Origin of the sequence: Flavobacterium marginilacus (assembly GCF_026870155.1) — a bacterium.
GTDB lineage: Bacteria > Bacteroidota > Bacteroidia > Flavobacteriales > Flavobacteriaceae > Flavobacterium > Flavobacterium marginilacus.
The window spans coordinates 4,665,447-4,687,996 of sequence record NZ_CP113975.1; the positions used below are offsets into that span (position 1 = coordinate 4,665,447).

Consider the following 22,550-nt stretch of genomic DNA (forward strand, 5'->3'; position numbering starts at 1 on the left):
ATTTTATAGCAAAGCTATTTTTTGCTTAGTAATCCAATGGCATAATAATTCCCATCGGCGATTACAAAACAAACAGTGTTATTGGCCATAAAAGGCGAAGAAACAATAGAACCCAATTTATAAACTGATTCATGAATTACCTACAGCCGTTTCTAAAAAAACAGCATAAAAAAACCATTCAATACGAATGGCTCTTTTATTATGTAGTAGATTCTCTTTCCTTTAATTTTGTTTTGATGACAACTGTTTCAAAAGGTTTGTGTTCTTCTTTAGATTCTAATCGGTCAATTAATAATCTTACTGCTTCTTCTCCAATCTCAATTCCATGCTGGCTGACTGTTGTTAAACTAGGTGATAAACGTCTAGAAGCAAGAATTCCATCAGCAAAACCAATAATTTTTAGGTCTTTCGGAATTTTATATCCTTTCTTTACTCCAACTTTTAAAGCCGCAACCGAATCACTTTCTTCCAATGCAAAAACACCATCTATCAGATTATTAGAATACATTTCTTCAATTTTTTCCGCTAAGTCATGGTCTGATTCTGATTCTGTTCGAATAATAATATTCTCATTGATTTCTATATTATTCATTTTCAGCGCTTTTAAATACCCCTCGGCTCTTAATTTACCAACACTTAAATTATTAGACGAAGAAATTAATGCAATGTTTTTACAGCCTAAATCAATTAAACGCTGCGTTGCATTCTGACCAGAATCAAAATCATCAACAATCACTTTATCACATTCTACTTCGTCTGTTGTTCTATCAAACATAACGATAGGCGTACCGTCGTTAATAATAGAATTAAAATGGCTGAAATCATTTAATTTTTGAGCTTCTTCTGAAATAGACAGTACAAAACCATCAATAGTTCCGTTACTTAGCATTTCCATTGTATGTGCCTCTTTGTCTAACGACTCATTAGAGATACACATAATAACATTATAACCTCTTTCATCTGCTACCTTTTCAATACCGCTGAAAACCTTGGCAAAAAAGGAATTCAATATATTAGGTATAATAACCCCTATTGTTTTAGTCTTACGATTTTTAAGATTCAGCCCAATAACGTTGGGCTTATAATTTTTTAGTTTTGCATATTCTTTAATCCTGACTTTCGTTTGTTCGCTAATCTCAGGACTATCATTTAGTGCCTTAGACACTGTAGACACCGAAACATTAAGTTCTTTCGCAATTTGTTTTAATGTTGCTTTTGCTTTCATTGTAAAGTAGTGGTATTTAAACTAAATTAATAGTGTTAAAATGAACATTATTCGTATTTAACAACAGGATACTATGTTTTTACTAAAAAACATAAAAAAAAGTAGTCATTTATTCGATAAAACGGAAAAGTACAAAAAAAATGCAACATCAAAAAAAAAAATAATCAAAATTATTGCAAAAGAATGAAACACAAACGCAGTCGAATTTAACATTCAATAAATATATATTTGATTATCAGCATAAACTCCTCAAAAAAATAATCAATTAAGCTATTTGGTTTTAAAATAATTAATTGTACTTTTGCGCTCCCTTTATTGGGAATGGAATGTTTAATTAAAATATATTATTGTGAACGCATTAAGCTACAAGACAATTTCAGCAACAAAGGCCAATTCTACAAAAGAATGGATTGTTGTAGACGCTGATGGTCATAACTTAGGACGTCTTGCTACTAAAGTCGCTATGATTTTGAGAGGTAAGTACAAGCCAAGTTACACACCACACGTAGACTGTGGAGATAACGTAATTGTTATCAACTCAGAAAAAATCAACCTTACAGGTAACAAATTGGATGAGAAAACATACATCCGTCACACTGGTTACCCTGGAGGACAAAGAAGTTTAACTGCTAAAGTACTGCAAGCAAAAAACCCTGCATTATTAGTAGAGAAAGCTGTAAAAGGTATGTTACCTAAAAACAAATTAGGAGCAGAACTTTTTAGAAATTTAAATGTTGTTGTAGGATCTGAGCACAAACAAGGAGCTCAAAAACCTAGAACTGTTAACCTAAACGATCTTAAGTAATGGGAGTTATTCACAAAATCGGTAGAAGAAAAACCGCTGTTGCACGTGTTTATGTTTCAGAAGGAACAGGAGTAATCACTGTAAACAAAAAAGAATTTGCAACTTATTTCCCAACTGCTACATTACAGTACAAAGTTTTACAACCATTATCTATGACAGAAAATGCAAGTAACTTTGACGTAAAAGTAAACGTTTATGGAGGTGGTACAAATGGTCAGGCAGAAGCTGTAAGAATGGCATTGGCACGCGTAATGTGTGAAGTAAATGCTGAAAACAGAGGAATCCTGAAACCAGAAGGTTTATTAACTAGAGACCCAAGAATGGTTGAACGTAAGAAATTCGGTCAGAAGAAAGCTCGTAAGAGATTCCAATTCTCTAAACGTTAATATTGCCTGTCTTGCATCATTTATGCAGGACACTCTAGAATGTATTAAAAAATTTAAAACAATGTTGTTGTTGTCCAGCCGAGGCTGGAAATTAGTTTAGCATCTAAATGAAGCCTAGAGCCTAAAGCTTAAAGCTTAAAGCCAATAAGGAACATTGCTAATTCAACAGAACGTAAACTAGTACAAAAAATGTCAAACAAAGTAGAAGTAAAAGAATTACTAGAAGCAGGTGTTCATTTTGGACACATGACTAGAAAATGGGATCCAAACATGGCTCCTTACATTTATATGGAGCGTAATGGAATCCACATTATCAATCTATATAAAACTGCAGCAAAAATCGAAGAGGCTAATGAAGCTTTGAAAAAAATCGCTGCATCAGGTAGAAAAATATTATTTGTTGCTACCAAAAAACAAGCAAAAGACATCGTTGCTGACAAAGCAAAAGCTGCAAACATGCCATACATCACTGAAAGATGGCCTGGCGGGATGCTGACTAACTTCGTAACTATCAGAAAGGCTGTTAAAAAAATGTCTTCTATTGATAAAATGAAGAAAGACGGCACATTCAACACTCTATCTAAAAAAGAGCGTTTGCAAGTTGATCGTCTTCGTGCTAAATTAGAGAAAAACTTAGGTTCAATCGCAGATATGTCTAGACTTCCTGCTGCATTGTTCGTAGTAGATATCAAAGCTGAACACATCGCAATAAAAGAAGCTCAAAAATTAAACATTCCAGTTTTTGCAATGGTTGATACGAATTCTGACCCAAGAGAGGTTGATTACGTGATTCCTGCAAATGATGACGCTTCTAAATCAATTGATAAAATTTTATCTTTAGTAACTACTTCAATTATCGATGGTCTTGCAAACAGAACATCTGATAAAGAAACTGATACTGCTGAAGTTGCCGCTGAAGCTGAAGCTCCAGCAGTTGAAGCTCCAGAAGCTCCAGCAACTGAAGAATAAATCAAACTTTAAATTCCAAATTTTAAATTCCAAATTCCAAAATCAGATCTTTAACCATCTGATAACATTGGAATTTGGGATTTGAAGATTGGAATTTTTACTTTTAACATTAAAACACAAATATATTATGGCAACAATTACTGCTGCAGACGTAAATAAATTAAGACAAACTACAGGTGCCGGAATGATGGACTGTAAAAAAGCTTTAGTTGAAGCTGATGGAGATTTCGATAAAGCTATACAAAACCTTAGAGAAAAAGGACAAAAAGTTGCTGCTAACCGTTCTGACCGTGAGTCTTCTGAAGGAGCTGCTGTTTCTTTCATTAATGCTGACAAAACCAAAGGAGCTATTATCACTTTAAACTGCGAAACAGATTTCGTAGGTAAAAATGAAGCTTTCGTAACTTTAGCCAAAGAATTAGTTGAAAGAGCTATTAACTTTTCTTCAAAAGAGGAATTTTTAGCTTCAGATTTCAACGGACTTACAGTTGCTGAAAAATTAATTGAGCAAACTGGTGTTATCGGTGAAAAAATCGAAATCGGCGGTTTTGAAATTTTAGAAGGCGCTTTCGTTGGATCTTATGTTCACGTTAACAAAATTGCTGCATTAACTGCAATTTCTGCACCAATTGCTAATGGTGACGTTTTAACTAAAGACATTTCTATGCAAGTTGCTTCTATGGGAGCTGATACATTATCTTACAAAGATTTTGATCCATCTTTCGTTGCTTCTGAACTTGCTGCCCGTATTGCAGTAATCGAAAAAGAAAATGAAGAAGCAAAACGTTTAGGAAAAACTTTAAAAAATGTTCCTAAATACATTTCTTTCTCTCAATTAACTGAAGAAGTTATCAAACAAGCTGAAGAAGATGCTAAAGCTGAATTAAAAGCTGAAGGAAAACCAGAACAAATCTGGGATAAAATTATTCCAGGAAAAATTCAGCGTTTCATTTCTGATAATACAACTTTAGATCAAGAGAAAGCTTTATTAGATCAAAACTTCATCAAAGATGACAGTAAAAAAGTAGGTGATTATGTAAAAGGATTCAACGTTGAAATCTCAGGTTTCAAAAGAGTTTCTTTAGGATAATACAACCTATTGATTTAAACAAACGAAAATCTAATTAAGATTTCCGTTTACATATAAAATCCCATCTTGTTTGTTTCATCAAGATGGGATTTTTTTATGATTAATCTTTACTGAACTCAGCATCACCAGTAACACATACAATTCATCCCAGTTTACTACTTAAAAAAACTCCCCATCTTTATTTCTAAAAAAGGAAGCTAACACATAACAAATACACCTCATAAGATTCTATTCTAGAATAAAACCAGCACTATTTAAACTAAACCAACCAAAATCCTCCTTTCTCTTTTTGATTGCAATAAAGACCATACAACGACCTTACATAACAGTCAAACCATCATTAAGGAACAATTTTAATTTTTCAAAACACCAATCTAATCAAAATAGAAAATTTGTCCCATAAAAAAACAGCAGTAAAATATCGTTACTGCTGTTCTTTTAATTGTAATTTTATACTATTCAAATACTCAAAAGAGTACCATTTGAATTAACTATTTTCTGTCGTTAACTTCTACAGTTACCATTGCAGAATCCTTCAATTCTTCTTTTTCGACCATTTTAGAAAGTCTAAAAACAAGTAAAGTACCTACAACTCCTAAACAAGTCATGAAAACCCAATTGGACTCATATCCTGAATTCTGAATGATTTCCATACCCGTTTTAGCACTTAAAATATGTGCAAAACTATAACTCATTGTAAAAGCCGCCATATATTTGCCTTCCTGCATATGCGATCTGTCCATTGCAAATGAATTAGCAAACGGAAAAGTAAGCATTACACCGCAAGTCATAAAGAACATCATTGGAACCAAAACAACCTCAAAAGGAAGCAATAACAATAAGAAACTAGTCGCCATTAACAATAAACCAAAAGAAATAACTTTGTGATTATTAATTTTATTTCTGCTTACATAATTCACTATAGGAAGTTCAAAAAGCAATATAAGCAATCCATTTAAACTCAAAAGCAACCCGCTGTCAAACTCCGTCATATCAAAACGCTCTTTGTGATATAACGGCAAAGTAGTAAAGATCTGAAAGAAAAGAATACCAGTAATCAGACAAATAACCAAGTGCAGCATGAAAGGTCTGTCTTTCATTACTGAAACTTTAACTTTTTCTTTGCTTTCTTTTTGTGCTTTAATTGGTAATTTTTTCTCTTTAACAAAAAGAACAAAAACAATAATTGCCAATATACAAGTTATCCCGTCTACATAAAAAATGTACTCGTAACCCATCTGCATAATAATCAGTCCGCCCAGTACTGGACCAAAAAGAAAACCTAAATTGATAGCAGCACGAGTTAATGAATAGGCACGGGCTCTGTCCTCTTTCTCTGTAAATGTTTTCAAACATACCAGCATAGCAGGTCTAAACATATCTGCAATAGTAGTAAGAATCAAAATACCGACACAAAGCTCTTCAAAAGTAGTAGCATACTGCAGCAAAATAAACACTATTCCACTAGCAAATAAACTAAACACCATGACTTTATAAAAGCCAATTTTGTCTGACAGCTTACCGCTTAACCAAGTCCCTATTATAGAACCTATTCCAAAGAAAACCATTACCCAGCCAATTTGACTGTAAGTAAATTCTAAATTTTCTTTCATGTACTTTGACAGAAAGGGAATAACCATTGTCCCTGCTCTGTTAATAAATGTTATCAAAGTTAAAATCCAAACCTCTTTTGGAAAACCTTTAAAATTGTCGAAGTATTTTTTTATCATAATTAATTTTTTTTGGGGCAAAAAATTTTGTTCATCTAGGCAAAAATAGATTTTTTTTTGAATTAAGCAACAAGTAAACAGTTAAAAAACAAAACATTTTCCAAACATCCTCAAAACAATTTAAAAACAATTTAAAAACAATTAGAAAAATTTTACAAAAAACATTTTTTTTAAAAAAAAAAATAAAACTGAGGGATTATTCAATTTTTAATATAGATTTGCATTTCTAAGAAACCCCAAAATAATTAAAATATGAAAGAAAAAATCTACTATTTAATAGTTTGCCTAGTGCTTTCCTATTCGACACAAGCGCAACTATACGGCGGAATAGAAATAGGAAGTAAAGGTATAAAAATGACCGTTCTTGATGTAGAAAGCATCAAAAGAAATACTTATGACGTAAAAGAGTTCTGGACTGAAAACGTTGGTATTGCAACTGGTATCGGAATAGACGGTACTTTATTGCAAGAGGATATCGAAAAAGCTGGTAATGTAGTTTACAACAACTACAAAAAAATGCTTAACGAGTACAAAATTGAAGACAAAAACATCTTCATTGTAGCATCTTCTGGAGTTGGTTTAGCAAATAACACGAATGATTTAGTTGTAAAAATCAAAACTCTTACTAATAAAAAAATTGAAATTATCTCTTCTTCACTTGAAGCAAAGTTGCTTTTAAGAGGATGTATTCCACCAAAAAACTACTTAAGTTCAGTAATTATTGACATAGGTGGAGGTAATACTAAAGGAGGATATGCAAAGGACATCAATGGTGCTTCTGTATTTTTCCCAATATCATGTGATTTAGGAACTGTTACTTTAACAGAAATAATCAATAAAAAATGTAAACAAAAAACTGTTTTCGAATTTAACGAAAACCTTTTTGATTACTTGCCGACTATCAGAGAGAGCTTCAAAAAAATGTATACAAGCAGAGCTGAATCACAAGAAAAAAATAATGTTTACATCTCTGGTGGAGCTGCTTGGGCTTTTTATACTCTATTAACGGGAGTAAAAGCAGAAGAAAATTTCACGCAGATAAAATATGATGATATTTTATCAATTAGAACTATTGCAGAAAACAACTATCAAAGATTTGTAACTAATTCTGAAAGTAATACTGAAATGCAAAAAGTATTAAAAACGTACCAACAAAAATATTTAATTGCAGCATTTAATCTTTTGGAAACTTCATTAGAAGTAATTCCTAACATTCAAAACAAAAAAATATTTTTTGCTAAACAAGGTCAGATTGCTTGGCTGGTAAGTTATGTATTCGACAGTGCTAAAGGAGTAAAACAAATTTACTAAAAGTATAATTTTTAAAGTTTTCAAATACTTTATCGTAAAAAAAATAAGGCTGCCTTTATAGGACAGCCTTATTTTTTTTAATCAATTACAAACCTTTTTTTCAGCTTATTATTAAACTCAAAAAATAGATTAACTTTGAATAATTGTTCTGGCATCACAAAAGATAATCATGAAGAATATCAAAATAACATTTACCTGGACAATTCCTCAGGAAGATTTCTAAAGAAGCCATACAGTTAGTTAAAACTATTACCAAAGTAGCGGCTAATGAACTTAACATGAAATGGCAAACTACTTATGTTGTAGAAAAAAATTCTGAAGCAAAATTCAATGACGGAAGGCTAAAAGTAAGTTTCAAAAAACAAAAAAAATGCATAAGGCGGTTCTAAAGGTATTAAATACAAAAAAATTGTACCCCAATTTATACCTCAAAGGACGTACAGCTCATATTCCTTCTGTAAAAGGATATTATTGTCAAATCGGAAAAGAAAAATGCAAAAAAAACTTGTAAGATGCGGTTGGTGCAATTCCAGCGAATTATACCAAAAATACCATGACGAAGAATGGGGTGTTCCCGTTTATGACGACCTCAAACTTTTCGAATTTCTGCTATTGGAAACTTTTCAGGCAGGACTGAGTTGGATTACGATTTTAAATAAAAGAGAGAATTTCAGAAATGCCTTTGACGCATTCGACTATAAAAAAATAGCCCGCTATTCCGAAGACAAGATTCAGAATTTACTACAAGATCCAGGCATTATTCGCAATCAACTAAAGGTTCGTTCGGCTGTATCAAATGCCGTCGCCTTTATCAAAATCCAAGAAGAATTCGGAAGCTTTTCCAAATACATTTGGGGTTTTGTCGATGGAAAGCCCATTATAAACAACCGAAAAAGTTTAAGCGAAGTACAGGCCACAACTCCCCTTTCGGATGCCATCAGCAAGGATTTAAAAAAACGCGGATTCAAATTTGTCGGCTCCACTGTAGTATACGCCCACATGCAAGCCACAGGCATGGTAGACGATCACGTAGCCGATTGCTGGAAAAGAAACTAACTCAAATAACCGTTTTAACCTAAAAAGCATAAGTTACAACTGTAACAACTTTAAACAATTAAACGATTAAACTTTCAAACTTTTTTCTCTACATTTGCTTCGCACTTTAGGGGTGTCTGCAAAATTGCAGGCTGAGACTTTACCCTCGAACCTGATCTAGTTCATACTAGCGTAGGAAAAAGTAAGATGACTTCCATGTACCATTGCGTACACCCGTAGCCATTCCTAAAGTATAATTATGTACTAAATTCAAAAGGAATGGAACTCAAAATCAATAATCAAATCAAACAATTTGCACTTGACAGTCTCACTGTACAAGCGCTTCTTGACTTGGAAATTCCCGAAAAACAAAACGGAATTGCCCTAGCCATCAACAACACCGTAATTCCAAAATCCGATTGGAATTTCCACCTCATACAAGAAACCGACGATATCCTAATCATATCAGCCACACAAGGCGGATAATTGGGGCGTGACCCCATTGAAAAAAAGGGCTTACTCACCAAGCCGGCCACACAGCCCTTTTCCTCAATGCGGTCGGGCTGTACGCGTTACTTCGGTAACCAGCTTCCATCCCTCACGCGGTTTCTGCAAAACAAGAACTTTTCATTTTCAAGACAAGAAACAACGATCAAAATAATCTAACTAACACTTTCTCTGCTCACTCTCCTCTGGAGAGGGTTGGGGTGAGGTAAAACACTAAGCTATGAACAACGAAGAACAAATCTCAAGAACCCCTTTTCCAAACTCCAAAAAGGTATATATCGATGGTGAAATCCACCCGATAAAAGTAGCCATGCGCGAAATATCGTTGGCCGACACCAAATTATCCAACGGCAGAATCGAAAAAAACCCATCAGTAACAGTTTATGATACTTCAGGGCCTTACACCGACCCAAACATCGACATCGATGTTCGTAAAGGATTGCCACGTATCCGTGAGCAATGGATTTTAGACCGTAATGATGTCGAAGAACTGACCGAGATCACTTCAGACTACGGAAAATCACGTTTGAATGACGAAAAATTAAATCATTTGCGTTTTGAGTATTTACACAAACCAATGCGTGCCAAAAAAGGAGCCAACGTTTCCCAATTACACTATGCAAAACAAGGAATCATCACTCCCGAAATGGAATATATCGCCATTCGTGAAAACCAACGCATCGAGCAGTTAAATGAGCAAACCAAAGCCATGCAATGCCAACACACAGGTCATAGTTTTGGAGCCAATACTCAAAAATCAAAAATCACTGCCGAATTTGTTCGTAGCGAAGTAGCCAGAGGTCGTGCCATTATCCCGAACAACATCAACCATCCCGAAAGCGAACCAATGATTGTGGGGCGTAATTTCTTGGTAAAAATAAACGCCAACATCGGAAATAGTGCGGTAACATCCAGCATTGAAGAAGAAGTTGAAAAAGCCGTTTGGGCTTGCCGTTGGGGAGCCGACACCATTATGGATTTGTCAACAGGAAAAAATATCCACGAAACCAGAGAATGGATTATTCGCAACTCTCCGGTACCAATCGGAACTGTGCCTATTTACCAAGCCTTGGAAAAAGTAAACGGAATCGCTGAAGATTTGACTTGGGAAATTTTCCGCGACACCTTAATAGAACAGGCAGAACAAGGGGTTTCTTATTTCACTATTCACGCCGGAGTGTTATTGCGTTACATTCATTTAACCGCCAACCGCGTTACCGGAATTGTTTCCCGTGGCGGATCGATTATGGCAAAATGGTGTTTGTTTCACCACAAAGAAAACTTTCTATACACCCATTTCGAAGAAATTTGCGAAATCATGAAACAGTACGACGTAGCCTTTTCATTAGGAGATGGTTTACGTCCAGGTTCTATCGCCGATGCCAATGACGCCGCACAATTCGCCGAATTGGAAACTCTTGGTGAATTAACCAAAATCGCTTGGAAACACGATGTTCAGACATTTATTGAAGGTCCAGGTCACGTTCCAATGCACATGATTAAGGAAAACATGGACAAACAATTGGAACATTGTGATGAAGCTCCATTTTACACTTTAGGTCCATTAACCACTGACATTGCCCCAGGCTATGACCATATTACTTCGGCCATTGGTGCTGCAATGATTGGCTGGTATGGCTGTGCGATGCTTTGTTATGTAACACCAAAAGAGCACCTTGGTTTACCAAACAAAAAAGACGTAAAAGACGGTGTTATCACTTATAAAATTGCCGCTCACGCCGCCGATTTAGCCAAAGGTCATCCGGGAGCACAATACCGTGACAATGCCTTAAGCAAAGCCCGTTTTGAATTCCGTTGGGAAGACCAGTTCAACTTGTCATTAGACCCAGATACTGCCCGTGAATTCCACGATGAAACTTTACCGGCTGACGGTGCCAAAGTTGCCCATTTCTGTTCAATGTGCGGGCCTAAATTCTGCTCAATGAAAATATCACAGGAAATCCGTGATGTTGCCGAAGCTGAAAAAGGTATGGCAGCCAAATCGGAAGAGTTTATAGAACAAGGAAAGGAAATTTATGTATAGAAGAATATAGATAATAGACGAAAAGATGATAGACCCAGCAAATCTATTATCTCTTCGTCTTTTATCGCTCATCTAAGTCAAGTATGATTGTAATCACAAATCCAATTCCGATAGCTAATGAAATCAGTACGATCCATTCTATCTTTGAGAACGGATTGGAATTACTGCATGTTCGGAAGCCAAATTTTTCGGAAGAAGATATGATAACTTTCATAACGGAAATAAAATCGGATTTGAGAAAACAATTGGTTCTGCACAGTCACCATCAGTTAGCTTCAGGATTTGGCATCAATAGAATTCACTTTAGCGAAAGCAAAAGAAAAAAGAAAGACAGATTAGCTTTGGAAACCTACAAAACAAAAGGATTTCATTTATCAGCTTCGGTTCATTCAATAGCCGATTTCAATGCTTTGGAAAGTGTTTTTGAATACGCTTTTTTGAGTCCTGTTTTTCCAAGTATCTCCAAAACCGGTTATTCTTCGGAAACTGATTTATTCGAAGCTGTTAAAAACAGAACTAACTACGCCACAAAACTCATCGCTTTGGGCGGAATAGAATCGAAAAACATCAAACAAACATTAGAAAATGGGTTTGATGATGCAGTTCTGTTAGGAACCATTTGGAACAGTACTAATCCAATAGAAAATTTTAAACTATGTCAGCAAATCGTCCATTCGTATTAACCATTGCAGGATTCGATCCATCAGGCGGCGCAGGTGTTTTGGCAGACATCAAAACCTTTGAGCAGCACAAAGTGTATGGATTCGCCATCAACACAGGCAATACGATACAAACCGAAAATGTTTTTTATGAAATCCAATGGACCGACATACATTTTGTTTTGAATTCTTTGGAAAAACTGTTCGAGAATTACACTATCAAAGCAGTAAAAATTGGTATTGTACCGTCTTTCAGTTATTTGAAAAAGATTATTTGGTCTGTAAAAAAACTTTCACCAAAAACAAAAATAGTCTGGGACACAGTTTTAAAATCATCAACCGAATTTGATTTTTTAGATATAGAAAACCAAACAGATTTGATTGAAAAACTGAAAGAAATCGACCTGATAACACCCAATTACGACGAAATGAAAAAACTATTTCCCGAATTTAATCTGCTATCCAAATCCCCGCCTTCGGGAATTCGAGGACTTTTGCTTAAAGGCGGTCACAATCCGAACAAAGTCGGAGTGGATTATTTATATACCCCAAACGGTATTTATAAATATTTACCGAAGATCGACAATTGCTACGAAAAACATGGTTCAGGATGTGTGCTTTCGTCGGCTATAACAGCCAATCTTGCATTAGGCCAAAATTTGGAAACAGCTTGCCAAAATGCCAAAATTTATACCGAAAACTACTTATTATCCAACACAACTAAACTAGGATTCCATTATGTATAACAAACTGCAATACATCTCACAGGGAGAAAGTGCCGAAGAACAATTGTACAATATTCATGAGGCATTAGACAATGGATGTGATTGGATCCAAATGCGATTTAAAAATCAGAAACCAAAAAAAACTTTTGCTTTGGCGGAAGCCGTAAAATTTTTGTGTGAAGAATACTTAGCCAATTTCATTATCAACGACGATGTTCATCTGGCCAAACAAGTCAATGCAGATGGCGTTCATCTTGGCCTTTCGGATATGGATGTTAGCGAAGCAAGAGCTATTTTTGGCAGGACAAAAATCATAGGAGCTACGGCAAATACTTTTGAAGACATTGTCCGTCAAACCAACAATGGCTGTGATTATATTGGATTAGGTCCTTTTCAATTTACAAAAACCAAAGACAAACTCAGTCCCATTCTAGGGTTGGAAGGCTATAGTTCCATAATTGCGCAAATGAAACAATCGCAAATTGAAGTTCCTGTTTATGCCATTGGCGGAATTACTTTGGAAGATGTCAATAATTTAATGACAACCGGAATCCATGGTATTGCCGTTTCGGGCATTATTACCAAAAGCGACAAAAAACAACAACTTATTACTCAACTTAACGAAATACTATATGGCAGCGTCACTACTTAAAATCGGAGACAAAACATTAGAATCGAGACTTTTTTTAGGCACCGGAAAATTTGGTTCCAATATAGAAATGGAAGAAGCAATTCTGGCTTCCGAAAGCGAATTGGTAACCGTGGCATTGAAAAGAATCGATTTGGAAACTGATACTGATGCTATTTTGAATCACTTAAAGCATCCTAGAATCAATTTATTGCCCAATACTTCGGGAGCACGAAATGCCAAAGAAGCGATTTTTGCGGCTCAACTCGCCCGAGAAGCATTGGAAACCAATTGGCTGAAACTCGAAATCCATCCGGATCCAAAATATCTGATGCCCGATCCAATCGAAACCTTGAAAGCAACTGAAGAACTGGCAAAATTAGGATTCATCGTTTTGCCTTATATCCACGCTGATCCGGTTTTGTGCAAACATTTGGAAAATGCGGGGACAGCAGCCGTAATGCCGTTGGGTTCTCCAATTGGAAGTAACAAAGGATTAAAAACTATCGATTTTTTGGAAATCATAATCGAACAAAGTAAAGTTCCCGTAATTATTGATGCCGGAATTGGTGCGCCGTCAGATGCCACAAAAGCGATGGAATTGGGAGCTGACGCCGTTTTGGTAAATACTGCGATTGCCGTTGCCGGAAATCCAAAACTGATGGCCGAAGCATTTAAGGAAGCGGTTATTGCAGGACGAAAAGCTTATGAAGCCAAACTGGGAAAACAATATAAACATGCAGTTGCTTCCAGTCCTTTGACTTCGTTTTTATATGAGTAACTATTTAACCGCAAAGGGCGCAAAGATTTACGCGAAGTTCGCAAGGCATTGATAGCGTTCCTAGCGTAAATCTTTGCGAACCTTGCCGTAAAAAAATAAAAAAATGAACACATTCAAATCGGTTTTTGAACAGTATAATTGGGATACCATTCAAACCAAAATATACCAAACCACCACCAAACAAGTTGAACAAGCGTTGGCAAAAAGCAGAAGAAATCTAGACGACTTCTTGACTTTGATTTCGCCTGCCGCAACAACTTATTTGGAACAAATAGCACAGGAATGTCATGAATTGACAAAAAAGCGTTTTGGAAAAACCATCCAAATGTATGCTCCTTTGTATTTGAGCAATGAATGCCAAAACATCTGCACCTATTGCGGCTTCAGCCTGGACAATAAAATCAAACGCAAGACACTAACTGATTCAGAGATAAAACTTGAAGCTGAAGCATTGAAATCAGCTGGTTTTGACCACGCATTATTGGTTACTGGCGAAGCCAATTACACCGTCAACATCAATTATTTCCTAAATGCGATTGAACAGATAAAAAAGCAATTCTCAATCATTTCGGTAGAAGTGCAGCCGCTTTCCACCGAAGAATATCAAAAACTGCACGAAGCCGGCGTTTATTCGGTTTTGGTCTATCAAGAAACCTATCATCAGGAAGTCTATAAAAAATACCATACTAAAGGCAAAAAATCCAATTTTGACTTTCGTTTGGATACACCTGACCGAATCGGGAAAGCGGGAATTCACAAAATAGGCTTAGGCGTTTTATTAGGGTTGGAAGATTGGCGGACGGATAGTTTTTTCAATGCCCTGCATTTAGATTATCTGCAGAAAACCTATTGGCAGACCAAATATTCGGTTTCGTTTCCAAGACTACGCCCAGCTGAAGGAATCATTGAACCCAATTTTATTATGGATGACAAAGATTTGACGCAATTGATTTGCGCTTATCGTTTGTGGAATGAAGATTTAGAGATTTCAATTTCGACCCGAGAAAACGAAACTTTCAGAAACAACATCATTCCAATTGGAGTCACGAGTATGAGTGCGGGATCCAAAACCAATCCGGGCGGTTATGTCGTCGACCCGCAATCATTGGAACAGTTTGAAATTAGTGATGAGCGCTCGGCTCAAAAAATCGCCAAAATAATCAGTGATAAAGGATACGAACCGGTTTGGAAAGATTGGGACAGAACTTTTAGATTTCAGAATGCAGATTCTAGATTTTAGATTTCTGATTTGACGCAAAAATTCTACAATTCTATTTATTATCAAATAAAATCGAATAATAACAGGCAAATGAAGCAAAAACTTCTTCAATCTAAAATCGTTAATCAGAAATCTAAAATCCTATGAGTATCGTTCAAGAATATTTAAGATATAACCGCCAAGTAATGTTACCCGAAATCGGTGATTCAGGGCAGGAAAAACTCAAGAATGCCAAAGTTTTGGTTATAGGTGCTGGTGGTTTGGGCTGCCCTATTTTGCAATACATTGCCACAGCTGGAGTGGGAACAATCGGTATTGTTGATTTTGACAAAATTGAGATTCATAATTTGCATCGTCAAATTTTATATACTGAAGATCAAGTGGGATTCTCCAAAGCTACCACAGCTAAAGCTACTATTGAAAAATTAAATCCGCTGATTTCCGTTTTGGCTTTTGAAGAAAAATTAACCATTAACAATGCTTCAAAAATTATTGATGATTTTGATTTTGTAGTAGACGGCTCCGATAATTTCACCACACGTTATTTGGTAAATGACACTTGTGTTACTTTAAAAAAACCACTAATTTATGGAAGTATCTTAGGTTTTGAGGGACAATTGGCCATTTTCAATCACAACGGAACCAAAAATCTTAGGGATTTATTTCCGGAACCACCCGATCCAAAAGATGTTCCGAATTGCAGTCTGAATGGTGTATTGGGAACATTACCTGGAATAATCGGTACAATGATGGCACATGAAACCTTGAAATTGATAATGGATTTGCCTGCATTGAATAATGAATTAGTATTATTCAGTACTTTGAATTGGAGTTTTACAAAGCTTAAATTTTAAGGAAAAGGCACTCAACGACATTAAATTTAAACATATAAGTCATAGAAGTTTTCACTTTGGATAAATTGAAGTAAAATTAACAGTCAATAAAAGTAAAGTTTTAAAGTTTTTCAAGTACTTTTTTAAACTTATATCTTATAGGCAGCAAAAACTAACTAAAAAACTAATTTCGTTTAACTTAAATGACTTATATGTTTAAAAATTATTCCCCTTTCAAAATTGCCATAAAATCTTCACGATCAATTTCCCTACAGCCCAAAGTTTCAAGATGCTCATTGTAAACCTGGCAGTCCAACAAGCGGTAATTGTCTTTTTTGAGTTGGTTTACCAAAGTAATAAATGCCGCTTTGGAAGCATTCGAAACGAGCGAAAACATACTTTCGCCACAGAAAACACCTCCCAAATCGATTCCGTACAATCCACCGACAAGCTGATTGTCTTGCCAAACTTCAACTGACTTTGCTATTCCCAATTCATTGAGTCTGCAATAGGCTTCGATCATTTCATTAGTAATCCAGGTTCCAGCTTGCCCTTCGCGTTTTACCTGCCGGCAATTGGAAATAACTTCTCTGAAATTTTGGTTGAAAGTAACCGTAAAAATGTTTCGATTGAGAATGCTGCGCATACTTTTAGATACCACTAATTCGTCCAAAAACAAAACCATTCTCGGATTAGGCGACCACCAAATAATAGGTTCGCCTTCGTTGAACCAAGGGAAAATTCCGCTGTTATAAGCTAGTTTCAGCCGTTCCGATGACAAATCTCCTCCAATGGCAAGAATTCCATCGCTGTCGGCGTGGGAAACTGGAGGGAAAAATAAATCTTTGGATAAATAATACATGTTCAATTTCAAAAATCAATTTCAATATCAATAGCAATTGCAAAATTCAATTAAAAAAAAATCAGAAATTCAAGTAAACTCAAACTTCTGACTTCTGATACTGTTTCTAAATTCTGGTTTCTGCTTTCTTTTTTTCTTAGAATGGCAGATCGTCTGCTTCTTCTTCGTTTAAGTTAGCTGCTGGCGCAAAAGTTGCAGCCGCTGGCATTGGTGGTGCTTGCTGTGCAGGTGCTTCTGCAGCTAATCTTTCGATTCTCCAGCCTTGAATACTATTGAAATATCTTGTTTCCCCTTGTGGATTCACCCATTCTCTCCCTCTTAAATTGATAGAAACTTTTACCGCTTCGCCAATATTATAACTGCTTAACAAATCACATTTATCTTGAGTAAATTCAATCAGAATGTGCTGCGGATACTGCTCATCTGTAGTAACAACTAATTCTCTTTTTTTGAATGCTGCACTTACTTGTTGCTCTGGATTAACAACTTTAATTTTCCCTAATACTTCCATCTTCTTTTTGTTTAATTATTGTTACTTTGAATTTATTTTTTTGCTAAAAGTACTTTCCAAGCCGAAAGCACGTCATTTTCCAAAAGATATTTTTTGGCTTCCAAATGCTGTTTTTCAAGGTCATCGGAACTCAAGACTGCCTTGACGGCAAAATTTTGGTTTACAAATATACTAACTTCTTTAGTTGTAGGCAAGGCTTCGATATTACCTAATATACCTAAATCATTCCCATCAAAAACAGAACTTTTTTTGATAAAATCAGGAATGGCATCTACTCCTACCCCTAGTGTTGTCAGCGGTTTTGGCACTTCAAACAGCCCTTGATTCGATCGGGAATACCAATTGGATCCCAATCTGGAAACTAAGTCGATTTTATGCTGATCAATAGTTCCATTTTCGTTGAGAACTGCTTCGTTAATATGAATGCGGAGCACTTCACAAAGTATTAAATTTCCAGCACCTCCTTCAGTTCCCAAAGGAATTATCTGAGTTACTCTGCACTCAAACTGAACTGGTGATTCTTTTACTCTGTATGGTTTTACGACATCCGATGGGATCGGTGTAAAACCGGCTTTTATAAATTCGTCAACCCCTTCGGCATATTCTGTGCTGGCCAACGAAGTCTGCTGAACCATATCATAATTTACCACGTTGATAACGACTTCGCCAGTGGCTTCAGCATTAATTAAGGTATGCTTTATCGTATTGTCTCTCACACGCCTTGCGGGCGAAAAAATCAGTATCGGCGGATTCGCACTGAAGACATTAAAAAAACTAAAAGGCGACAGATTTGGAATCCCATTTTTACCGAGAGTACTCGCAAAAGCAATAGGCCGAGGCCCGACTGAACTTTGTAAATATCCCTGCAGTTTTACCGTGTCAATGCTTTTTGGATCAATGCTAACCATAATTTTTCATTTGAACAAAAATAACAAAATAGCTACAGGATTTTTGATTAATTATAAATATATTTATGACTGCAGATGCTCTGAACCTAATGGAAACAGCATCCTTTTATTACGGAGTTCGGGACAAAAAACATAGTGGACAGCAGGACACGAGCGATGGTAAATTAACGAAGTAATCATCTCCAAATAATAGTGATTTTGAAAACCCGCACAATCTGAAGTTCATTATTTCGTTATATTTATACCACAAATGTACTTTTATGAATTTTTCCGAAAACAGAAATCCTATCCGCTGGATTATTATTTTTATTTCGTTTGCAATAATTACTATTATTCTTTGGAATACGTATACTTTTTTTCAAATTTTCAAACAGGAAGAACGTGTAAAAATGAATCTTTGGGCTATAGCCGAAAAAACATTAATTAACGCAAAAGCCGATACCGAAGTTGATTTACCTCTACAAATCTTCGACAACAACACTACTATTCCCGTAATTCTGACCGAAAATGACAGCATTATCACCTCTAAAAACATTGATGAGGAAATCATAAAAAACAAAGCTAAAGCTAAAGAATATCTGGATGAATTAAAAGGCGAAAATGAGCCAATCACCATTATTTATGCGCCAGGAAAATCACAAGAATTGTATTACGGAGATTCTTCATTGATTGACAAACTCAAATATTATCCAATTGCATTATCGCTGATTATTGTTCTCTGCGGTATCTTAATTTACAATTTCTACTTGAGCCATAAAATATCAACCCAAAACAAACTGTGGGCGGGAATGGCCAAAGAAACAGCACACCAGATTGGAACTCCGCTTTCATCTTTGATTGGCTGGCTGGAGATTTTGAAAATGGAAAATATTGATGAATCAATTACACTGGAAATCGAAAAAGACATCGAACGCCTGCAGACCATTACCGACCGTTTTTCAAAAATTGGATCAGAACCTAAACTGGAGTTAAAGGACGCAGTCGAAGAAACGAAACAATCCTATAATTATTTGATTTCGCGTTTCTCTGATCAAATTGAGTTTTCATTCAAAGGACCTTCAAAACCAATCAGCATTCTGCTAAACCCAATTTTGCACAGCTGGACGATAGAAAATCTAGTCAAGAACGCCATTGATGCCATGAAAGGAAGAGGAAAATTGGCAATAGAAATTGAAGAAGATCCACATCATATAAAAATAAACGTAACAGACACAGGAAGCGGAATTCCCAAAAAAGAATTTCACCACATTTTTGAAACTGGTTTCACTACCAAAAAAAGAGGCTGGGGACTTGGACTGTCTCTTACCAAAAGAATAGTTGAGGAATACCACAACGGCACCATAAAAGTTCTTCATTCGGAAATAGGAAAAGGAACGACAATGCAGATTAGCCTAAGAAAAGCATAGCTTTATTTTAAAGGAACTCCAAACCATGTAACTTTTGTAAACATTCCTTTTCGCGCTGATTTACTTTTGCTCAAATAATCATTTACAAATTTTTCCTGTACTTCAATTTGTTTAAGAACATCTATGATTGAATTCTTCAATGATTTCACATTGGAAATATTATTATCATTGAACTTACCAATCTTATAAATCCGGTCTTGACAATCTAGTATTTTTTGCTTTGGAGCTAAAATCATTTCCTTAATCGCTTCATCTGGCAAAAGCGGCTTGAATCTATTATTTCTATACATTATAAAATCATTAAACTGCGCTATCGCCTGATTATAATTATCACTAATGTCCTGCATTTTGGCCATCGCCTCGTTATTTTGCAGACCATCAGCTTCATTCTTTTTGAATTGAACCATTTCCTGAATCAATTTGTTTTTGACGCCATTATTCTGAATCCGAATTAAAGCAGTTCTTGCTTTATCAACTTCTGACATCCGTTCATATTCTTCAATTTGACCTTGAAAATCAAACTTTGGCTTGGTCTTATTTATTTCAGTTTTTCCGTCGATAAATTCTTGATTGGTGACAGTATAATTCAAAAACTGCCATAAATAATCGAACGGCATATGTGTTGCAATAAATTGATTTGGTGCCACTTTGAAATTAAGATCATTTATTTTTTTGAAGAATTTTTTATTCTGAATATAACCAGCCCCCCAAGTTGGATCAAACAGCCACCAAGCATTATCAATTTTTGCGGCGCACCAAGCATGTGATAGTACGTCTACTTTACCATTTTGCTTAGTATATCCGCCAACAATATAGGATTTGAGGTTCACCTTTTGAGCAATATCATTAAAGACTTCAGCATAATGGATGCAGACACCTTTCTTTGTTAATAGTGTGTTTTTAATTTTATCAGGAGAAACTTCAGAGAAATCTATAGATGCAATGTTCTCAATATCATAGCTGATATTTGATGCGGTCCAATAAAACACGGCACGGATTTTATCATTTTCCGATTTAAAGTTTTCATTAATATATTTAGCAATTCCATCTGTCGAAGTACATAAATCCAAAGGAATTTTATCCATTTTAGCATCTATCAAAGCATATGGCTTCTTAGCTTGGCCAAAACTGATAACCGTAAACATTAGAAACAAAAAAATATTCTTCATAATCATTTCATTTTTAAACATAAAAAAACACAAATCTTTAGAATACTTCTTAAAAAGATTTGTGTTTTCAGCCTTTATATTTTCTTTACAAATTTGCTTGAATACTACTCGCTAATGCTTCAAACTCATCTTTTGTCAAACTTACCTTGTGTCTGAAAGTCATTTCGCCCATTTCATTTAACGGAATCAAGTGAACGTGTGCATGTGGTACTTCGAGCCCTACAACTGCCACCCCAACCCGTAAACATGGAACTGTTTTCTCTAGTGCAATCGCAACTTTTTTAGAAAAAGCCATCAAACCTAGATATAAATCATCTTCAATATCAAAAAACTTGTCCACTTCTTTCTTTGGAATACAAAGTGTATGTCCTTTAGCATTTGGATTTACATCCAAAATAGCTAAGAAATTTTCATCCTCAGCCACTTTGTAGCAAGGAATTTCTCCGTCAATTATTTTTTTGAAAATGGTACTCATCTTGAAATTAGATATTAGAAGTTAGATTTTTTGGTATTTGACATTATTATTGTCATTGACTTCTAATTACTCTCTTGAAATTTCAAGGATTTCAAATTTCAAAACACCGTTAGGTACAGTGATTTCGGCAACTTCGCCTACTTTCTTTCCTAACAATCCTCTTCCGATAGGAGAAGTAACTGATATTTTACCCGTTTTCAGATCAGCTTCGCTTTCGGCTACCAAAGTGTATTTCATTTCCATACCATTAGTCTGGTTTTTGATTTTCACATTTGACAAAACCAACACTTTAGACAAATCCAGATTAGACTCATCAATCAGTCTTGCATTTGCATGAATCTCTTCTAGTTTTGCGATTCTCATTTCAAGCATTCCCTGCGCCTCTTTGGCTGCATCATATTCTGCATTTTCAGATAAATCTCCTTTATCTCTAGCATCAGCAATATCCTGAGATGCTTTTGGACGCATCACGCTTTTTAAATAATCTAACTCTTCTCTTAATTTTTTTAACCCTTCCGCTGTGTAATACGATATTGCGCTCATAATTTCCTCATTTATATAAAATAGAAAAAATCCCATCGGGACGGGATTTCTTTTCACAAAGATACTATATTTTTATTTTTAGTTTACAATAATATGTTAATCATAACAATTTCAAAGTTAAATAAATTAAATTTGTTTAACTAAATTCTTTCGACTTAATTTTAAATAATGAAAAAATACATTCTATTACTTATTGTATCTCTATTTTTTCTGGGATGCAGCGACAATCAAAACTCCAACAAAAACCCTTATATCACGAATTACAGCTTCACTGTAGATCTCAACCTAAATTTACCGCTCTATTCAAATCTTAAAAGCCCTGGCAACGGCATCTATTATTCCAATGCGGGTGCAAAGGGTATAATCGTTTTCAATACCGGCACTGGTTATAATGCATTTGATGCAGCCTGTCCAAATCAGGAAATCAGCAGCTGTTCTACTATGACCCTCAAAGGAATCAATGCGCTTTGCGCATGTGACAGCAAAGAATATAACCTTTTTACTGGTCAGGGAACTACAGCTGTAACTTATCCAATGAAACAATACCGAGTGCAGATAGTGAGCGAAACCCAAATTCGGATTTACAATTAATACTATTGGGGCGTGCCTCTATAAAACAAAGGGAGCTAATCATCGCACTGGTGATCCGCTCCCTTTTTTTATCCTGTCGGGCTATACGCACTGCTTCAGCATCTAGCTGCTATCACCAAACGCGTGACCCACAGCATT

24 protein-coding genes and 1 riboswitch are annotated in these 22,550 nt (G+C 35.5%); of the genes, 16 read left to right on the forward strand and 8 right to left on the reverse strand.

Translation table 11 applies throughout. The annotated features are described in order from the left end of the window. Positions 1-199 precede the first annotated feature (199 nt). Positions 200-1,225 (reverse strand): LacI family DNA-binding transcriptional regulator, encoded by a 1,026-nt coding sequence (locus OZP07_RS19425; RefSeq protein WP_194641927.1) that lies wholly within the window; start codon positions 1,223-1,225, stop codon positions 200-202. Between the two features lie 349 nt (positions 1,226-1,574). On the opposite strand from OZP07_RS19425, the gene rplM reads away from it, so the two are divergent. The 4 genes from rplM (at position 1,575) to tsf (ending at position 4,475) form a co-directional block, all read left to right on the forward strand. Next, positions 1,575-2,030: a 50S ribosomal protein L13 gene (rplM, locus tag OZP07_RS19430; RefSeq protein ID WP_194641928.1), complete on the forward strand. Its 456-nt coding sequence runs from the start codon at positions 1,575-1,577 to the stop codon at positions 2,028-2,030. Next, entirely contained in the window at positions 2,030-2,416 is a 387-nt protein-coding gene (gene rpsI, locus OZP07_RS19435) for a 30S ribosomal protein S9 (protein WP_194641929.1), read from the forward strand. Before rplM ends, rpsI begins: the two co-directional genes overlap by 1 nt. Before the next feature lie 189 nt (positions 2,417-2,605). Beyond that, on the forward strand, positions 2,606-3,385 hold the full coding sequence (gene rpsB, locus OZP07_RS19440) for a 30S ribosomal protein S2 (protein ID WP_194641930.1): 780 nt from the start codon (positions 2,606-2,608) through the stop codon (positions 3,383-3,385). A 127-nt stretch (positions 3,386-3,512) separates the two neighbouring features. Next, positions 3,513-4,475 carry a translation elongation factor Ts gene (tsf, locus tag OZP07_RS19445; RefSeq protein ID WP_194641931.1) on the forward strand — a complete coding sequence of 321 codons (963 nt, stop codon included), beginning with the start codon at positions 3,513-3,515 and terminating at the stop codon, positions 4,473-4,475. 491 nt (positions 4,476-4,966) lie between these two features. Here the strand turns inward: tsf and OZP07_RS19450 are convergent, their stop codons facing one another. Next, positions 4,967-6,205: an MFS transporter gene (locus OZP07_RS19450; RefSeq protein ID WP_281636399.1), complete on the reverse strand. Its 1,239-nt coding sequence runs from the start codon at positions 6,203-6,205 to the stop codon at positions 4,967-4,969. 252 nt (positions 6,206-6,457) lie between these two features. Here OZP07_RS19450 and OZP07_RS19455 point away from each other — a divergent pair, with 252 nt between their 5' ends. From OZP07_RS19455 to OZP07_RS19500, 10 genes are all read left to right on the forward strand, one after another. Further along, on the forward strand, positions 6,458-7,516 hold the full coding sequence (locus OZP07_RS19455) for a Ppx/GppA phosphatase family protein (RefSeq protein ID WP_281636400.1): 1,059 nt from the start codon (positions 6,458-6,460) through the stop codon (positions 7,514-7,516). Between the two features lie 492 nt (positions 7,517-8,008). Next, positions 8,009-8,572: a DNA-3-methyladenine glycosylase I gene (locus OZP07_RS19460; protein ID WP_281636401.1), complete on the forward strand. Its 564-nt coding sequence runs from the start codon at positions 8,009-8,011 to the stop codon at positions 8,570-8,572. Between the two features lie 98 nt (positions 8,573-8,670). Further along, a riboswitch (TPP riboswitch) is annotated at positions 8,671-8,767 on the forward strand. Between the two features lie 63 nt (positions 8,768-8,830). Beyond that, positions 8,831-9,037, forward strand: a complete 207-nt coding sequence (thiS, locus tag OZP07_RS19465) for a sulfur carrier protein ThiS (protein ID WP_281636402.1) — start codon at positions 8,831-8,833, stop codon at positions 9,035-9,037. A 241-nt stretch (positions 9,038-9,278) separates the two neighbouring features. Beyond that, complete coding sequence (gene thiC / locus OZP07_RS19470) at positions 9,279-11,102, forward strand: phosphomethylpyrimidine synthase ThiC (RefSeq protein WP_281636403.1); 1,824 nt, start codon at positions 9,279-9,281, stop codon at positions 11,100-11,102. Positions 11,103-11,185: 83 nt separating this feature from the next. After that, positions 11,186-11,785: a thiamine phosphate synthase gene (locus OZP07_RS19475; protein ID WP_281636404.1), complete on the forward strand. Its 600-nt coding sequence runs from the start codon at positions 11,186-11,188 to the stop codon at positions 11,783-11,785. Continuing rightward, on the forward strand, positions 11,758-12,507 hold the full coding sequence (locus OZP07_RS19480) for a hydroxymethylpyrimidine/phosphomethylpyrimidine kinase (RefSeq protein WP_281636405.1): 750 nt from the start codon (positions 11,758-11,760) through the stop codon (positions 12,505-12,507). The genes OZP07_RS19475 and OZP07_RS19480 overlap by 28 nt, the downstream gene beginning before the upstream one ends. Continuing rightward, positions 12,500-13,138 carry a thiamine phosphate synthase gene (locus tag OZP07_RS19485; protein WP_281636406.1) on the forward strand — a complete coding sequence of 213 codons (639 nt, stop codon included), beginning with the start codon at positions 12,500-12,502 and terminating at the stop codon, positions 13,136-13,138. Before OZP07_RS19480 ends, OZP07_RS19485 begins: the two co-directional genes overlap by 8 nt. Beyond that, positions 13,119-13,895 (forward strand): thiazole synthase, encoded by a 777-nt coding sequence (locus OZP07_RS19490; RefSeq protein ID WP_281636407.1) that lies wholly within the window; start codon positions 13,119-13,121, stop codon positions 13,893-13,895. Before OZP07_RS19485 ends, OZP07_RS19490 begins: the two co-directional genes overlap by 20 nt. A 103-nt stretch (positions 13,896-13,998) precedes the next feature. After that, positions 13,999-15,135 (forward strand): 2-iminoacetate synthase ThiH, encoded by a 1,137-nt coding sequence (thiH, locus tag OZP07_RS19495; protein ID WP_281636408.1) that lies wholly within the window; start codon positions 13,999-14,001, stop codon positions 15,133-15,135. A gap of 122 nt (positions 15,136-15,257) precedes the next feature. Then, on the forward strand, positions 15,258-15,968 hold the full coding sequence (locus OZP07_RS19500) for a HesA/MoeB/ThiF family protein (protein WP_281636409.1): 711 nt from the start codon (positions 15,258-15,260) through the stop codon (positions 15,966-15,968). A gap of 202 nt (positions 15,969-16,170) precedes the next feature. Here OZP07_RS19500 and aat read toward each other — a convergent pair whose 3' ends face one another. The 3 genes from aat to OZP07_RS19515 all read right to left on the reverse strand — a co-directional run bounded on the left by aat (position 16,171) and on the right by OZP07_RS19515 (position 18,228). Then, positions 16,171-16,809, reverse strand: a complete 639-nt coding sequence (aat, locus tag OZP07_RS19505; RefSeq protein WP_281636410.1) for a leucyl/phenylalanyl-tRNA--protein transferase — start codon at positions 16,807-16,809, stop codon at positions 16,171-16,173. A gap of 136 nt (positions 16,810-16,945) precedes the next feature. Further along, positions 16,946-17,320 carry a DUF3127 domain-containing protein gene (locus OZP07_RS19510; RefSeq protein ID WP_194643983.1) on the reverse strand — a complete coding sequence of 125 codons (375 nt, stop codon included), beginning with the start codon at positions 17,318-17,320 and terminating at the stop codon, positions 16,946-16,948. A 32-nt stretch (positions 17,321-17,352) separates the two neighbouring features. Continuing rightward, positions 17,353-18,228, reverse strand: a complete 876-nt coding sequence (locus OZP07_RS19515) for a flavin reductase family protein (RefSeq protein ID WP_194643980.1) — start codon at positions 18,226-18,228, stop codon at positions 17,353-17,355. Between the two features lie 260 nt (positions 18,229-18,488). Between OZP07_RS19515 and OZP07_RS19520 the strand changes: the two genes are divergently transcribed. Continuing rightward, positions 18,489-19,634 carry a sensor histidine kinase gene (locus OZP07_RS19520; protein ID WP_194644009.1) on the forward strand — a complete coding sequence of 382 codons (1,146 nt, stop codon included), beginning with the start codon at positions 18,489-18,491 and terminating at the stop codon, positions 19,632-19,634. Between the two features lie 2 nt (positions 19,635-19,636). Here OZP07_RS19520 and OZP07_RS19525 read toward each other — a convergent pair whose 3' ends face one another. The 3 genes from OZP07_RS19525 to greA form a co-directional block, all read right to left on the reverse strand. After that, positions 19,637-20,803, reverse strand: a complete 1,167-nt coding sequence (locus OZP07_RS19525; RefSeq protein ID WP_281636411.1) for a transglutaminase domain-containing protein — start codon at positions 20,801-20,803, stop codon at positions 19,637-19,639. Between the two features lie 85 nt (positions 20,804-20,888). Continuing rightward, a complete protein-coding gene (locus OZP07_RS19530; RefSeq protein WP_281636412.1) occupies positions 20,889-21,278 on the reverse strand; it encodes an HIT family protein in 390 nt (129 codons plus the stop codon). A gap of 66 nt (positions 21,279-21,344) precedes the next feature. Further along, positions 21,345-21,821 (reverse strand): transcription elongation factor GreA, encoded by a 477-nt coding sequence (gene greA, locus OZP07_RS19535; RefSeq protein ID WP_194643974.1) that lies wholly within the window; start codon positions 21,819-21,821, stop codon positions 21,345-21,347. Between the two features lie 168 nt (positions 21,822-21,989). Between greA and OZP07_RS19540 the strand changes: the two genes are divergently transcribed. Next, a complete protein-coding gene (locus tag OZP07_RS19540; RefSeq protein WP_281636413.1) occupies positions 21,990-22,412 on the forward strand; it encodes a Rieske (2Fe-2S) protein in 423 nt (140 codons plus the stop codon). The last annotated feature ends 138 nt before the right edge of the window (positions 22,413-22,550 follow it).